The sequence below is a fragment of the Nonomuraea sp. NPDC049750 genome (assembly GCF_040659625.1).
In the GTDB taxonomy this organism is placed as follows: Bacteria; Actinomycetota; Actinomycetes; order Streptosporangiales; family Streptosporangiaceae; genus Nonomuraea.
The window spans coordinates 28240-42751 of sequence record NZ_JBFANB010000018.1; the positions used below are offsets into that span (position 1 = coordinate 28240).

Below are 14512 nucleotides of genomic sequence, written 5' to 3' on the forward strand. Positions count from 1 at the left end.
CCGCGATGAGCGTTCACCCCTTCCGCGTCGAGATCCCGCAGGCCGACCTCGACGACCTGCGGACCCGACTCGCCATGACCCGCTTCACCGACGAGATCGCGGACGCCGACCAGGGCGTGGGCGTGGGGCGGGTCCGCCGCCTGGTCGGCCACTGGCTCGACGGCTTCGACTGGCGGGCCCAGGAGGCCAGGCTCAACGCCTACCCGCAGTTCACCACGGAGATCGACGGGCAGAACATCCACTTCATCCACGTCCGCTCGTCTTCGGCCGACGCCTTTCCCCTGATCCTGACCCACGGCTGGCCGGGCTCGATCGTCGAATACCTCGACGCCATCGAACCGCTGTCGCGGCACTTCCACCTCGTCGTGCCCTCACTCCCCGGCTACGGCTTCTCCGGCCCGACCACCGAGCTCGGCTGGAACAACCAGCGCATCGCCCGGGCCTGGGCCGAGCTGATGTCCCGCCTGGGCTACGACCGCTATGGCGCGGTGGGCAACGACGCGGGCTCGATGATCTCCCCCGAACTCGGCCGGCTCGCCCCCAACAGCGTCGTCGGCGTCCATGTGACGCAGCTGTTCTCCTTCCCCTCCGGCGACCCGGCCGAGTTCGCGAACCTGAGTGAGGAGGACCAGGCCGGGCTGGCCGTACTCGACTGGTTCTGGAAGGAGAAGGGCGCCTTCAACGTCCTGCAGTCGCAGCAGCCGCAGACGCTCGCCCACGCCATCACCGACTCACCCGCCGGGCTGCTCGGCTGGCTCGCCCAGCTCTTCGACGAGGACCTGGACGACGACTTCGTGCTGACCAACGCGGCGATCCACTGGTTCACCGGCACCGCCGGCTCGGCCCTGCGCCTGTACTGGGAGAACGCCCGCATGGAGACGCCGAAGGAGCCCACCACGGTGCCGACGGCGCTGGCCATGGCGGAGGGCGACTTCAAGTCCATCCGCGCGTTCGCCGAGCGCGACCACACCGGCATCGTCTCCTGGAAGACCCTCGAAGCCCCGGCCCACGGCCACTACACGGCCCACACCGCCACAGAAGCCGTCACCGCCGACATCAAAGCCTTCTTCGATGGCCTTGGCTGAGCTTTCGGCAAGCAAGAAGCGGCCCGGTCATGCTCCTTCGACCGGGCCGCTCACTTACGTATGTGTTCTGCGCAGCATCGCGCCGCGTCCACGCGTATCTGGTCGAACGATCGGTTACGGCCCACCGGCCTGCCCAGCACGCCGAGCTTCGCCGCCCGATCGAGGATCTCGGGAGCATCGGACTCGCGGTAGCGGCGGCCGACTCCACTGACCTCGTTCATCAAAATCTTCTTGGGGTCTGGGAATCGCCCTGTGTCCTTGCCCTTGTGCTTGGCGGGGAGAGACCAGGACGCGGCGATGGCCGACAACGCATCGGGGAAGAGCAACAGCCAGGCTTCGATCTCCGACACCGCGAGGGCGTAGTGGACGTTGCCGAGGGCGGATTCGAGATCCTTCTGGACGCGTTCACGGATGATCGGATAGGCGTCGCTATCAGTGTCGTCAAGGTCCTCGTGGACGAACACGCATGCCACGCTGGTGTCATCCCGTACAGCCCGCGCCCGCACCTTGCTCGCCAGGGTCTCCGCGCGGGCGGCTAGGTTCGCGTCACCGGCCTGGTGCAACCGCACCTTGTCATTGATTTCCACGATCCGACCCGCCATCTGCGGACAGAACTCCTCCAAGAGCACACGAAGGGCGAGGCGGTCGTTCCTGTCCTCTCCCGCTACGACCACGACAGGCTTCTTCGTGGGCCGGACACGGGTGCCTCCCCGTCGGCTCACAGATCGCCGCCCAGCACACCGGAAAACCACAGCTCGCCAAGCGGGAGTCCTTCGCTGGCCCGGACGATCTCCTCGACCTTGACCGTGGAGATGGCCGGAATCAGAGAGGAACCGTCGTCACCACGCTCGCAGATGACGATCTCCTCGGGCTTGAGCCGGTCGGCGAGAGCGGGAGAGTGAGTGGCGATGATGAACTGGGTCTTCTCGCTCGCCTCCCGGACCCGTTCCACCAGCAGTTCGAGTGCCTGCGGGTGAAGTCCGTGGTCGATCTCCTCCACGCAGGTCAGCGCGGGTGGAGCGGGGTCGTAGAGCATGGCTAGGAGGCCGAGCAGGCGGATGGTTCCGTAGGAGGCGTCGAGCAGGGGGGTGGGTTCGCGCAGACCGCGCTCCCTGAGTACGACCACGACCGAGTGAGCCCCCCCGGACGGATACTCGAAATCGAGGGATTCGACTTGGGGAAGCGCCTCCACGGCATCGGCCTGGAGCCGACTCCACGCGTCCTCATCCGAGTTTCGGAGGGCGAGGAGGAACGCCGCGAGATTGGCGGCGTTGTCGGCGATCGGTTCTTGCCCGCCACGATGCACCCGCGATGGCATGCTCGCTTTGGAGACGTCAACGTCGAAGACCCTGAAGGCCCGCAGCATGTCCGCCACAAGGGTGGGCGCCATGCTGAACTTCTTCTCCGCCAGTCGCGGGAGTGTCGAAAGTCCGCTGCTCAGGGGCTGAATACCGACCTCGTCCGACTTCCGGTCAGCGGTGCCGACCTCGAGCGACGGCCATTCGGAACGACTCTCGAAACCGCCTTGGCCGAGGGTCTGTAGCTGAGCCTTCGCCCTCGTCCCTTCCACAGTGATGGTCCGCAAGCGATGCTGCACGTCGGCAGACCGGAAAACCTCCTCCCTGGCGAGAGGAGCATTTGTGATCTTCAATACGTATTCGTCGGGAGCCCCTGCCAAAGAGGAAGACCATGCTCCTTTGATCCCGATGAGAAGATGATCAGGCCGCTCGGCGCCGCCCCTGAACACCAACTCATCGAAGCCACCGCGGGCGGCCAGCACAGGCTCCAGGTCGGTCCTGACGATGTCGGCCAGAAAGTCGAAGACCTTCAGCACATTCGTCTTACCCGCGCCATTCGGCCCGACCAGCACGTTGACGGGCCCGAGAGGCATGGTGATCTGTCGCAGACTGCGAAAGTTCTCCACCCGTAGCTCGGTAAGCCGCTGCTCCGCCATGCTGGTCATCTTCTCATCTGGGCGGCGACTCAGCCGGTGTTCTGCAGGCCCGCCGCCACCCCGTTGACCGACAGCAGGAGCAGCGTCGACAGGCGTTCGCGTTCGTGGTCCGACAAGGTGCCGGTGCGCATGGCCGTCAGCGCGCGTAGCTGCAGGTGGGACAGCGCGTCCACGTACGGGTCGCGGAGCTGGACGGCGCGGGAGAGGACCTTGCGGTTCTCCAGGAGGCGAGTGTGGCCGGTGACCTGCAGCACCAGGCTGCGGGTCCGGTCATACTCCTCCATGACCTGGCGGGCGAAGTCCCCGCGGCCGCCGAGAGCCAGGTAGCGTTCGGCGATCGATCTGTCGGTCTTGGCCAGCGACATCTCAGCGTTGTCGAGCAGCGCGTTGAACAGCGGCCATTCGGCGTAGGCCGCCTTCAGCTCGTCGAGTGAGGCGACCGCGGCCAGGCCGGTGCCCAGGCCGTACCAGCCGGGCAGGTTGACCCGGGTCTGGGCCCAGGCGAAGACCCAGGGGATGGCGCGCAGGTCGTCGAGTGAGCGGGGGGCGCCGAGGCCGCGGCGGGCGGGGCGGGAGCCGAGGCGCAGGGAGCCGATCTCCTCCAGCGGGCTGACCAAGGCGAACCACTCCGGGAAGCCGGGGGCTTCGGTGAGCGCACGGTATGCCTGCTCCGAGGCCGTGGCCACCTGCTCGGCGAGCGAGCGGAAGCGGTCGGCCGCGGCGGCGGTGCGGGAGCCGACCGTGGGTGAGGAGGCCATCAGCACCGCGTTGGTGACCTGTTCCAGGTGGCGGCGGGCGATGGCGATGTGGCCGTAGCGGGCGAAGATGACCTCGCCCTGCTCGGTGACCTTGAAGCGACCGGCGACCGAGCCGGGTGCTTGCGCGAGCACCGCGCGGTTGGCGGGGCCGCCGCCACGGCCGAGCGCGCCGCCGCGGCCGTGGAACATGCGCAGCTTGACGTCGTGCTTTAGCGCCCAGGCGGTCAGCTGCTCCTGCGCCTCGTACAGGCGCAGTGTCGCGGCGGCCGGGCCGAGCTCCTTGGCCGAGTCGGAGTAGCCGAGCATGATCTCCATGCGCCGGCCGTTGGCGGCCAGCCGCTCGCGCATCGGCGGCAGCTCCAGCATGCCGGACAGCACGTCCGGGGAGTTGGCCAGGTCCTGGCCCGACTCGAACAGCGGCACCACGTCGAGCACCGGCGCGCGCTTGCCGAGCGCGTGCTCGGCCAGCTCGTAGACGGCGGCGATGTCGTCGGCGGAGCGGGTGAAGGAGACGACGTAGCGGGAGCAGGCCGTGACACCGAACCGCTCCTGGATCCAGGCGATCACCCGGATCGTGGCCAGCACCTCCTCGGTGCGCTCCGACAGCTCGCCGCCCGCCCTGATCTCCTCCAGCGCGGCCGCGTGCACCTGGGAGTGCTGGCGTACCTCCAGCTCGGCCAGGTGGAAGCCGAACGTCTCGACCTGCCAGATGAGCTGCTGCAGCTCCCCGTACGCCTGACGCGCGGCGTGGCCGGAGAGCGAGTCCTGGGCCAGGCGCAGGTCGGCGAGCAGCTCGGCCGGGGCGCGGTAGGCGAGGTCGAGGTCGCGGCGGAGGGTGGCGGCGATGCGGGCGGCCACGAACATCAGCCACTGCCGATGCGGCTCGCGCGGCGAGCGGGTGGCCATCTCCGAGACCACCTCGGGATGGGCGTCGACGGCCGCGGCCAGCGCCGCCCTGAGCTCCGGCGACGGCGGCGCGAACTGCTCGGCCGAGGTGAGCGTGCGGGCGATGCGCGTGCAGGCCGTCTCGAGGGCGGTCAGCACGTGGTCGGACTGGATCTGGACGGTCTCGCGGGTGACCTTGGCGGTCACGTTGGGGTTGCCGTCGCGGTCGCCGCCGATCCAGCTGCCGTAGCGGATGAAGGGCCTGGCCAGCGGCGGGCGGGTGCCGGTGCCCTCGCCGAGTGCCGCGTCGAGCGAGCGGTAGACCTGCGGCACCATGCGGAACAGCGTCTCGTCGAAGGCGGCCATGGCGGTGCGTACCTCGTCGAGCGGGTCGAGCTTGGTGGAGCGCAGCTGGGCCGTACGCCACAGCAGGTCGATCTCCTCCAGCAGCCGGCGGCGGCTCTCGGCGCGCTCGGAGGCGCCGCGCCCGGCGGCGTTGTACTCGCTGAGCTGGCCGCTGACCCGCTGGATCGCGGTGACGACCGCGCGCCGGCGCGCCTCCGTCGGGTGCGCGGTCAGGACCGGGTGCAGCTCCAGCCCCTCGACCAGCTCGGCGACGCGCTCGGGGCCCAGCTCGTGTACGGCCTGAGCCAGCGACTCCCGCTCCACCCGGCCCTCGGTGTCACGTTCGCGCAGGATGCGGATGCGGTAGTGCTCCTCGGCCAGGTTGGCCAGATGGAAGTAACAGGTGAACGCGCGGGCGATCTGCACGGCCCGGTCGATCTCCCACTGCGCGACCATGGCCGTGATCTCGTCGCCGGTGACCTCGCCCCTGCGGGCGGCGATCACGGCCTTGCGCAGGCGTTCGACGTCGGCCAGCAGATCCTCGCCGCCCTGCTCGGCGATCACCTGCCCGAGCAGCTTGCCGAGCAATCGCACGTCCTTGCGCAGCTCATCGGGCATCTCGGTGACCGCGGCACTGCGACGCTCAATCCCCTGGTCAATCATGCTTCAAAGGTATCCACAAGCGAGGAATGTCGGTAAGGCGGTCTCACGTATTGGACTAGACCAATGCTCAGGTGGGCCGGGACACGGCGGCGAGCAGCTCGGGAAGGCGGGGGAAGCCGATCTTCGCGCCAAGCCGCCGGCCCAGCACCTCGGCCAGCAGCCCGTAGAACGGCGCGAGCACCGACACCCAGAGCAGCCCGAAGAGCAGCGGCACCACGAACGGCAACGACAGGAGGGAGATGCCCAGCAGCGCGCCCAGGCCGGAGACGAACGCCTGGCCGCCCTGACCGGGCGCGGCTCCGCTGAAGGCGTTCATCCGCTCAGGCATGGTGTACGGGATGACGACGCTGGTCACGGAGCCGACGCCGAACCCGGTCCCGAGCGCGCCCAGGCCGATGAGCACCGCCGGCACGATCCCCTCCGGGTGGCCGGCGAACAGCCCGGCGGCGACGGCGATCAGCGTGAGCAGCGGCGTCGCGACCAGCGCGCCGGCCAGGTGGCGGCCGGCCAGATCGGTGCTGAGGCCGCGTTCCGAGCCGATGGTCACGGCGTTCATCCAGAGCGAGCGGCCGTCGATGCCGAACGAGTTGGCCGACTGCAGGGCGATCATCATCCCGGCCGACGCGGTGAGCAGGATCGGCGTCGACGCTCCGGCGTCTCCGGAGCGGGTGACCGAGAAGCCCAGCACGACGGCCACCAGGACGGAGGAGAACCAGCCGACCCGGTAGCGGGGCTCGCGCATGATGTACTTGAGCTCCTTGGTGACCACGGCGGCCAGCGGCCCGCTCGGCACCAACCGGTCGACCAGGCCGCTCCCCCTGCGTACGGAGGCCGCGCGGGTGGAGGAGTCGGGTGTGACCAGGGCCCGGCTCAGCGCCTTGATCCACAGCCAGCCGACCACCACGACCACGAGGGCCACGACGACGAGCTCGGCCAGGCCGGTCAGGCCGCCGTCGGCCATCGCGTGCGCGGCCATGCCCGAGGGCGTCCACCTGAGCAGGGCCGCGACTTGGCGCAGCATCCCCGCCGGGTCGCCGATGTTGCTGTTGAGCAGCAGGTTCGGCAGCTGCGCGAGCAGCACGACGAAGATCGCGGCCACGGCCAGCACGTCCCGGCCGCGCCTGGTGCGCAGGGCGCTGGACAGCGCCGTGGTGACCAGCCGGGAGGCGACCAGGCAGAGCGCGAACTGCAGGAGCACAGCGACGATCCCGAGCAGGACGCCGCCCACGCCGGTGGCGAGCCCCACCAGGGCGCCCGCCGTGACGATCAGGGTGGCCAGCGGCCAGACGCCGGTGGCGGAGGCGGTGAACATGCCGACCGCGAGCCGGTGGGTGGGCAGCGGGAACAGCGACAGCCGCGCCGGGTCGAGCGTGTCGTCCAGGCCGAACGCCAGCAGCGGCACGACCATCCAGCCGATGAGCATGACCGAGAACACCACGACGACGATCGACGCCGCGACGTCGTGCGGCGCCAGCCGGAGCAGGCTCATGAGCAGGAAGCCGATGACGCTCACGAACACGGACATGATGAGGGTGAAAATGAAGCCGAGCTTGCGTTGTATGTCGCCGCGGAGGTTGCCGGCCAGCAGCCGGAGCTTGAGCTGGGCGAAGAGCGCGACGGTGCTCACGCGGGTTCCTTCCCCCGGCCGAGCCAGTTCAGGCCCGCGTCGCCGTTGTCGCGCGGACCGCCGACCAGCTCCAGGAACGCCTGGTTGAGGCTGCGTCCGGCGCGTACCTTCTCCAGCGGGCCCTGGGCCACGATGTGCCCGGCGCTCATCACCGACACCCAGTCGCAGAGCCGCTCGACGAGGTCCATCACGTGGCTGGAGAAGATGACGGTCGAGCCCGAGGCGGTGAAGCGCCGGAGCACCTCGGTGAGCGTGTTGGCGCTGACCGGATCGACGCCCTCGAACGGCTCGTCGAGGAAGAGCACAGAGGGGTTGTGCAGCAGCGCCGCCGCCAGGCCGATCTTCTTGCGCATGCCGGTGGAGTAGTCGACGACGAGCTTGTCGGCGGCGTCGGCCAGGTCCATCACCCGCAGTAGTTCCTCGGCGCGCTGCTCGACGTCGGCCTTGGCGATGCCGCGCAGCCTGCCGTTGTAGAGGAGTAATTCGCGCCCCGACAGGCGTTCGAACAGCCGCAGCCCCTCGGGCAGCACGCCGATGCGGGCTTTGACCTCGACGGGATCGCGCCACACGTTGAAGCCGTCGATCTCGGCCTGGCCGCCGTCGGGGCGGAGCAGTCCGGTGATCATGCTCAGGGAAGTCGTCTTGCCGGCGCCGTTGGGGCCGACGAGCCCGGCGAAGCTGCCCGCCGGGACCACGAGGTCGATGCCGGCCACCGCGATCTGCGGGCCGTATCGCTTGAACAGGCCGTGCGTGTGAACCGCCTCCGTCATGGATCCACTGTAGGAGCCGGGTTAATGTTGCGCGCATGACTGCTGCCGAGGCCGTACCGGACCCGCCGGACATTCACCTCACCGCCGGGAAAATCGCCGACCTCGAGCGCCGGCTGGACGAGGCGGTCCACGCCGGCTCGGCGGCGGCCGTGGCCAAGCAGCGCGACAAGGGCAAGATGACCGCGCGGGAGCGGGTGCTGGCGCTGCTCGACGAGGACTCGTTCGTGGAGTTCGACGAGTTCGCCAGGCACCGGTCCACGATGTTCGGGCTGGAGAGCAGGCGACCGTACGGCGACGGCGTGATCACCGGCCATGGCACGATCGACGGGCGCCAGGTGTGCGTGTTCTCGCAGGACGTGACCGTGTTCGGCGGCTCGCTCGGCGAGGTCTACGGCGAGAAGATCGTCAAGGTGCTCGACCTGGCGCTGAAGACCGGCTGCCCGATCATCGGCATCAACGAGGGCGGCGGCGCCCGCATCCAGGAGGGCGTGGTCGCGCTCGGCCTCTACGCCGAGATCTTCAAGCGCAACGTGCATGCCTCGGGCGTGATCCCGCAGATCTCGCTCATCATGGGCGCCGCGGCCGGCGGGCACGTCTACTCCCCCGCGCTGACCGACTTCGTGGTGATGGTCGACCAGACGTCGCAGATGTTCATCACCGGGCCCGACGTGATCAAGACGGTGACCGGCGAGGAGGTCACGTTCGAGGAGCTCGGCGGCGCGCACACGCACAACACCAAGTCAGGCGTGGCCCACTACCAGGCCACCGACGAGAGCGACGCGCTCGACTACGTCAAGGCGCTACTGTCCTACCTGCCCTCCAACAACCTGGACGAGGCGCCGGTGTTCGAGGGCGCCGGTGACCTGGAGCCGGATCCCGAGCTCGACCTGCTGATCCCTGACTCGGCGAACCAGCCCTACGACATGCACCGGGTCGTCGAGCACGTGCTCGACGACGGTGAGTTCCTGGAGGTCCACGCGCTGTTCGCGCCCAACGTGGTGGTCGGGTACGGCCGGGTCGACGGGCAGGCGGTGGGCGTGGTGGCCAACCAGCCCATGCATTTCGCCGGGTGCCTGGATATCAACGCCTCCGAGAAGGCAGCCCGTTTTATTCGAACATGTGATGCTTTTAATATCCCGATCCTGACTTTTGTAGATGTCCCGGGATTCCTCCCAGGGACCGATCAGGAATGGAACGGAATCATCCGCCGCGGCGCCAAGCTCCTCTACGCCTACGCCGAGGCGACCGTGCCACTGGTGACGGTCATCACCCGCAAGGCGTACGGTGGGGCGTACGACGTCATGGGGTCCAAGCACCTGGGCGCCGACGTCAACCTGGCGTGGCCCACGGCGCAGATCGCGGTCATGGGCGCGCAGGGCGCCGTCAACATCCTCTACCGGCGCGAGCTCAGCGCGGCGGGCGACGATGCCGACGCCGAGCGGGCCAGGCTGGTGACCGAATATGAGGACACGCTGGCCAACCCGTACATCGCGGCCGAGCGCGGCTACGTCGACGCGGTGATCCGACCCGCCGAGACCCGGGCTCAGGTCGTCAGGGCGCTGCGGGCACTACGGAACAAGCGGGCCTCGCTGCCGCCGAAGAAGCATGGGAACATCCCGCTATGAACGCCTATCTGCGGATTGTTCGTGGGGACGCCACGCCGGAGGAGATCGCCGCCCTCGTGACCGTTCTCGCGACGCGGCAGGCCGTGCCGGAGCCGGCGGTCATACCGCGAAGTCAAACATGGCGAAACCCGGCGAGAGCGATGCGTAAGGCAGCCCCACCGGGGAAGTCGGGTTGGCGGATGAGCGCCCTGCCCTAGATAGATCCCGGGAATCGGGTGTCAAGTTCTCGAGGAGTTGGGACTATCTAGAGAAAGTAGGCGTATATAGTCAGCCGATCAACTAACCGCGGCCTGGAGGACACATGGCCATCCCAGACCTCATGCCGCATGCTGTGGCAGCGAAGTACGCCGTCCTGGTGGACGTCGGTTATCTCTATGCTGCCGCAGGCGAAGTGCTGCTGGGCGCCAAGGAGCGCAAAGAATATCGAGTGGCCGCCGATGAGCTGATCCAGAGTCTACAGAAACATGCGCTGGAACGTATATCTGGCGAACTGCTGCGGATCTATTGGTATGACGCCGCTCGCGACCGTGTGCCGACCGTCGATCAGCGGGTAATCGCCCAGTTGCCCTGGGTCAAGGTACGGCTTGGCAACCTGAACGCCCGTGGCCAGCAGAAGGGCGTGGACGCGCAGATCAGGAGCGATCTGGAGGCCCTGGCCCGGCATCACGCGGTGACTGACACGATCTTGCTCGCCGGAGACGAGGACATGGTCCCCGCGGTGGAGGCGGCGCAGGCGTACGGGGTGCGCATCCACTTGTGGGGCGTCGAGCCGCCGTACGGCACCAACCAGGCCGAACGGCTGGTTTGGGAGTCGGACACCGTGGAAGTGATCACTGCTGAATTCCTGAGGCCCTTTTTCAGTCGTGCTCCACAACCCGTTCCGGTCGCCCCGCCGGTGGCCGCTCCGTCGCCCGCGCAGGTGTTCGCCGGCCGTGCGCCCGTCAAACCGCACGTCAAGCCCGGCCAGGTGGCCAAGCTCGGGCCCAGCCGGCCACGTGTCGAGGACGTGGGCGAGCACGTGGCGCAGAAGTGGATCCTCACGCGTGGCCGCGACAACATCCGCGACCTGTTGCCGGGGCCGATCCTGCCGACGGTCATCGACACCGAACTGCTCATCGAGGCGGAGAAGGAGCTCGGCCACTCGTTGCGGCCGTTCCCCGAGGCGCGGGTGTGGCTGCGCGACGGGTTCTGGGCGCGTGTCTACCGGGAGTTCGACCTGGGCGTGGGCGTCTCGTCCAAGTGACGTCTGATTTCCGCTGGTCGGCGGGTTTGACCTGCTGACCAGCGATTTAACGATCAGGTCCGATTCCCGCCAGTCGACAGGCCGGGCGAACACATACGCTCGGTGTCATGTCACCACTTGAGCTCGACTTCGACTCCTGCTACCGGGCGGTAGCCGCCCGGGACGCCCGATTCGACGGGCGCTTCTACACGGCGGTGACCTCGACGCGGATCTACTGCCGTCCGATCTGTCCGGCTCGCACGCCGGCCTCGCGCAACGTGCGGTTCTACCGGCACGCCGCGTCGGCGGAGGCGGCGGGCTTCCGCCCGTGCAAGCGCTGCCGCCCGGAGCTCTCCCCCGGCGATCCGGGATGGGACCTGCGCGGTGACCTCATCGGGCGGGCGCTGCGGCTGATCGACGACGGGGCCGCCGACGAGCGCGGCGTGGCGGGTCTGGCCACGCGGCTGCACATCACCGAGCGGCACCTGCACCGGCTGTTCGTGGCCGAGCTGGGCGTGGGGCCGCTGGCGGTGGCCAGGACCAAGCGGCTGCTGCTGGCCAAGCAGCTGCTGACCGAGACGCGGCTGCCGGTCACCGAGGTGGCGTTCGCGGCCGGGTTCGGGAGTGTGCGGCAGTTCAACGCCACGATGCGGGAGACGTACGGGTTCACGCCGAGCGAGCTGCGCGCGACCGCGGGCGGCCCTTCAGGCCCCTCCGTTTCCGCTGTTTCCGCGACGCCGGCGGTCGAGGTCGTGGCCGGGCCCGCGACGCTCCGGCTGCGCCTGCACCGGCGGGAGCCGTACGACATCGCGGGCGTGCTCTCCTTCCTGACCTCGCGCGCGATCCCCGGCCTGGAGGTGGCCGGCCCGACGTCCTACAGCCGGGCCGTCCCCGGCGGGACGATCACGCTCACCCCCGAGCCGGGTCACATCGCGCTCGACGTCGCCGTGGACGACACCCGGCAGCTGGCCCGCATAGTGGCCCGCTGCCGCCGCCTGCTCGACCTCGACGCCGACCCCGACGCCATCGCGGCCGCGCTGGGCGAGACCTCGCTGCGCCCGCTCATCGAGTCCCGGCCCGGGCTGCGGGTGCCGGGCACGTTCGACGGCTTCGAGCTGGCCGTACGCGCCGTCGTGGGCCAGCAGATCTCCGTCGCGGGCGCCCGCACCCTGCTCGGCCGGATCGTCGAGCGAGCCGGGCGGCTCACCGAGCGCCCCGGCCTGACCCACCTGTTCCCCACCGCCGCGGAGCTGCTCGAGGCGGACCTCACGGGGCTGGGGCTCACCAACCGCCGCGTCGCGACGCTCAAGGAGCTGGCCATCGCCGTCTCCGAGGGCCGGATCGACCTCGACGGCGGCCAGGATCCGGGTGAGGCCGTGGCCGAGCTGCTCGACGTTCCCGGCATCGGCCCCTGGACCGCCAGCTATGTCGCGCTGCGCGCGCTGCGCGACCCCGACGCCTGGCCCATCGGCGACCTGGTGCTCAAGAAGCGCATGGCCTGCCTGGGCATTCCCGACGACCACATCGAACGGTGGCGGCCCTGGCGGGCCTACGCCGCCCTGCATCTCTGGAGCTCATCATGATCGACGCCCAAGTCATGCCGACCCCGATCGGCCCGCTGTCCGTGCTGTGCCGTGACGGCGTACTGGTCGCGGCCGGCTTCACCGCCGACCCCTCGGACATGTTCGTCCGGCTGTCGCCCGCGCTGCAGGCCGAAGGGCTGGACGTGGTCGACGACCTCGGCGCCGCCGCGCAGGCCGTACGCGACTATCTGGACGGCGACCTCCTGGCCCTGGACGCCATCCCGGTCGAGCAGCCGGGCACGGCCACCCGCAAGCGCCTCCACCAGGCGCTCCGCGAGGTCAAGCCGGGCACCACGGTGACGTACGCCGAGCTGGCCGAACGCGCCGGCATGCCCAGGACGGCGGCCCGCGCGGCCGGGTCGGCCTGCTCCCAGAACCTCATCGCCCCCTTCGTCCCCTGCCACCGGGTGCTGCCCGGCTCGGGCGGCTATGGCGGCTACTACTACGGCGTACCGGTCAAGGAGTGGCTGCTCGCCCACGAGTCCGGCCGGCTCTAGCAACTCCCCGTCATGGCGCGGCAGCGCTCTGTACGATTGGGTGGATGGCCGGAGCACACGAATACAGGGGCGAGCCGGAACGGACGCCGGCTCAGTTGATCCTGGGATTTCTGGACGCACGCGACATCTCGGTGCCCGAGGAGGCTCGGGCCCGCATCCGCACATGCACGGATCAGAGCCTCCTCGACCGCTGGACCGTCAGGGCCGTGACCGCGCTGAGCGTGGACGAGCTGTTCAGCTGAACCGAACCCACGAAGCCCGTGTCAGGTGGCCGGGACAAGTTGGCGGCGGGCCTGCACGCCCGCGAGTCCCGCCACCGCCAGCCCGGTCAGCCCGAGCAGCGCGGCGGTCCAGGCCGGAGCCGTGTAGCCGAAGCCCGCGTCGATGGTCAGCCCCGCCACGAACGACCCGATCGCGTTACCCAGGTTGAAGGCCCCGATGTTGGCCGCTGAGGCCAGCGTCGGGGCGCCCGCGGCGGCGTCCAGGACCCGGGTCTGCAGTGGCGGCACGGTCGCGAAGGCGGCCACGCCGAACAGGGTGATCGTCACGATGAACGCGACCTGGTTCCCCGCCACCAGCGCCAGGACCACGCCCAGCAGCGTGAGCAGGGCCACCGAGCCGTAGATGCTCGGCATGACGGCGCGGTCGGCGAGCCGGCCGCCGATCAGGTTGCCGACTACGAGCCCCACCCCGAACAGGGCCATGACGACCGGCACGGCGCCAGGGGAGAATCCGCCGACACTCGTCATGATCGGCGAGATGAAGGTGATCACCGCGAACACCGGCGCGAACCCGAACACGGTCATGGCCAGCGCCAGCCATACGCCGCCCTTGCGGAAGGTCGCCAGCTCGCGCAGCATCCCGCCGCCCTCGGGCCGCGGCTGGGCGGGCACCAGGGCGAGCACGCCGATCAGCCCGGCGACGCCGATGGCCACCACGACCCAGAACGTCGCCCGCCAGCCGAACGCCTGCCCGATCCAGGTGCCGAGCGGCACCCCGAGCACGTTCGCCAAGGTCAGGCCGGTGAACATGAGCGCGATGGCGCTGGCCCGCTTCTGCGGAGCGACCAGGTCGGCGGCCACCACGGATCCGACGCCGAAGTAGGCGCCGTGCGCGAACGCCGACAGGAACCGGCCGACCATGAGCACACCGTACGAAGGCGCGAGCGCGGAGAGCAGGTTGCCCACGATGAACAGCACCATCAGCGACAGCAGCATGGTCTTGCGGGACAACCGGCCGCCGAGCATGGTCAGTGGCGGCCCGCCGATGGCCACGCCCAGGGCGTAGCCGGACACGAGCAGGCCGGCGGCGGGGATCGTGACGGCGAAGTCCGCGGCCAGCTCCGGCAGCAGCCCGTTGATGATGAACTCGGTGGTGCCGATGCCGAAGGCGCTGATCGCGAGGGCGAACAGGGCGAGTGGCATAGAATACTCCTCAGACGACGTTAGTCAGCGTAGACATTATTTGCACACGCCGACTAACCGACCATACAACCTTG

General features: G+C 69.4%; 13 protein-coding genes. 7 read left to right on the forward strand and 6 right to left on the reverse strand.

The window, feature by feature from the left end; genetic code table 11:
• The first annotated feature begins 5 nt into the window (after positions 1–5).
• Positions 6–1085, forward strand: a complete 1080-nt coding sequence (locus AB0J16_RS36965; protein WP_358548491.1) for an epoxide hydrolase family protein — start codon at positions 6–8, stop codon at positions 1083–1085.
• A 50-nt stretch (positions 1086–1135) separates the two neighbouring features.
• Here AB0J16_RS36965 and AB0J16_RS36970 read toward each other — a convergent pair whose 3' ends face one another.
• The 5 genes from AB0J16_RS36970 to AB0J16_RS36990 form a co-directional block, all read right to left on the reverse strand.
• Entirely contained in the window at positions 1136–1759 is a 624-nt protein-coding gene (locus AB0J16_RS36970) for a hypothetical protein (RefSeq protein ID WP_358548493.1), read from the reverse strand.
• Positions 1760–1803: 44 nt separating this feature from the next.
• Positions 1804–3039 carry an AAA family ATPase gene (locus AB0J16_RS36975; RefSeq protein WP_358548496.1) on the reverse strand — a complete coding sequence of 412 codons (1236 nt, stop codon included), beginning with the start codon at positions 3037–3039 and terminating at the stop codon, positions 1804–1806.
• A gap of 29 nt (positions 3040–3068) precedes the next feature.
• Entirely contained in the window at positions 3069–5690 is a 2622-nt protein-coding gene (locus AB0J16_RS36980) for a phosphoenolpyruvate carboxylase (protein ID WP_358548499.1), read from the reverse strand.
• 67 nt (positions 5691–5757) lie between these two features.
• A complete protein-coding gene (locus tag AB0J16_RS36985; protein ID WP_358548502.1) occupies positions 5758–7317 on the reverse strand; it encodes a hypothetical protein in 1560 nt (519 codons plus the stop codon).
• Positions 7314–8087, reverse strand: coding sequence for an ABC transporter ATP-binding protein (locus tag AB0J16_RS36990; RefSeq protein ID WP_358548504.1), 774 nt, complete (start codon positions 8085–8087; stop codon positions 7314–7316). The genes AB0J16_RS36985 and AB0J16_RS36990 overlap by 4 nt, the downstream gene beginning before the upstream one ends.
• Positions 8088–8122: 35 nt before the next feature.
• On the opposite strand from AB0J16_RS36990, the gene AB0J16_RS36995 reads away from it, so the two are divergent.
• From AB0J16_RS36995 to AB0J16_RS37020, 6 genes are all read left to right on the forward strand, one after another.
• Entirely contained in the window at positions 8123–9712 is a 1590-nt protein-coding gene (locus tag AB0J16_RS36995; protein ID WP_358548506.1) for an acyl-CoA carboxylase subunit beta, read from the forward strand.
• Positions 9709–9909: an acyl-CoA carboxylase subunit epsilon gene (locus AB0J16_RS37000; RefSeq protein WP_358548508.1), complete on the forward strand. Its 201-nt coding sequence runs from the start codon at positions 9709–9711 to the stop codon at positions 9907–9909. Before AB0J16_RS36995 ends, AB0J16_RS37000 begins: the two co-directional genes overlap by 4 nt.
• Before the next feature lie 104 nt (positions 9910–10013).
• On the forward strand, positions 10014–10955 hold the full coding sequence (locus tag AB0J16_RS37005) for an NYN domain-containing protein (RefSeq protein ID WP_358548511.1): 942 nt from the start codon (positions 10014–10016) through the stop codon (positions 10953–10955).
• A 107-nt stretch (positions 10956–11062) separates the two neighbouring features.
• Complete coding sequence (locus tag AB0J16_RS37010; RefSeq protein ID WP_358548513.1) at positions 11063–12517, forward strand: Ada metal-binding domain-containing protein; 1455 nt, start codon at positions 11063–11065, stop codon at positions 12515–12517.
• On the forward strand, positions 12514–13014 hold the full coding sequence (locus tag AB0J16_RS37015; RefSeq protein ID WP_358548515.1) for a methylated-DNA--[protein]-cysteine S-methyltransferase: 501 nt from the start codon (positions 12514–12516) through the stop codon (positions 13012–13014). Before AB0J16_RS37010 ends, AB0J16_RS37015 begins: the two co-directional genes overlap by 4 nt.
• A 44-nt stretch (positions 13015–13058) precedes the next feature.
• Positions 13059–13256, forward strand: a complete 198-nt coding sequence (locus tag AB0J16_RS37020; protein WP_357948808.1) for a hypothetical protein — start codon at positions 13059–13061, stop codon at positions 13254–13256.
• 21 nt (positions 13257–13277) lie between these two features.
• On the opposite strand, the gene AB0J16_RS37025 is transcribed toward AB0J16_RS37020, so the two are convergent.
• Complete coding sequence (locus tag AB0J16_RS37025) at positions 13278–14438, reverse strand: MFS transporter (RefSeq protein WP_358548517.1); 1161 nt, start codon at positions 14436–14438, stop codon at positions 13278–13280.
• Positions 14439–14512 lie beyond the last annotated feature (74 nt).

Bases quoted from the DNA above. Each gene is read 5' to 3' on its own strand.
- AB0J16_RS37010 (WP_358548513.1), top strand. From the start codon at position 11,063: ATGTCACCACTTGAGCTCGACTTCGACTCCTGCTACCGGGCGGTAGCC.
- AB0J16_RS36995 (WP_358548506.1), top strand. From the start codon at position 8,123: ATGACTGCTGCCGAGGCCGTACCGGACCCGCCGGACATTCACCTCACC.
- AB0J16_RS37000 (WP_358548508.1), top strand. From the start codon at position 9,709: ATGAACGCCTATCTGCGGATTGTTCGTGGGGACGCCACGCCGGAGGAG.
- AB0J16_RS37025 (WP_358548517.1), bottom strand. From the start codon at position 14,438: ATGCCACTCGCCCTGTTCGCCCTCGCGATCAGCGCCTTCGGCATCGGC.
- AB0J16_RS36990 (WP_358548504.1), bottom strand. From the start codon at position 8,087: ATGACGGAGGCGGTTCACACGCACGGCCTGTTCAAGCGATACGGCCCG.
- AB0J16_RS37015 (WP_358548515.1), top strand. From the start codon at position 12,514: ATGATCGACGCCCAAGTCATGCCGACCCCGATCGGCCCGCTGTCCGTG.
- AB0J16_RS37005 (WP_358548511.1), top strand. From the start codon at position 10,014: ATGGCCATCCCAGACCTCATGCCGCATGCTGTGGCAGCGAAGTACGCC.
- AB0J16_RS36980 (WP_358548499.1), bottom strand. From the start codon at position 5,690: ATGATTGACCAGGGGATTGAGCGTCGCAGTGCCGCGGTCACCGAGATG.
- AB0J16_RS36975 (WP_358548496.1), bottom strand. From the start codon at position 3,039: ATGGCGGAGCAGCGGCTTACCGAGCTACGGGTGGAGAACTTTCGCAGT.
- AB0J16_RS37020 (WP_357948808.1), top strand. From the start codon at position 13,059: ATGGCCGGAGCACACGAATACAGGGGCGAGCCGGAACGGACGCCGGCT.
- AB0J16_RS36965 (WP_358548491.1), top strand. From the start codon at position 6: ATGAGCGTTCACCCCTTCCGCGTCGAGATCCCGCAGGCCGACCTCGAC.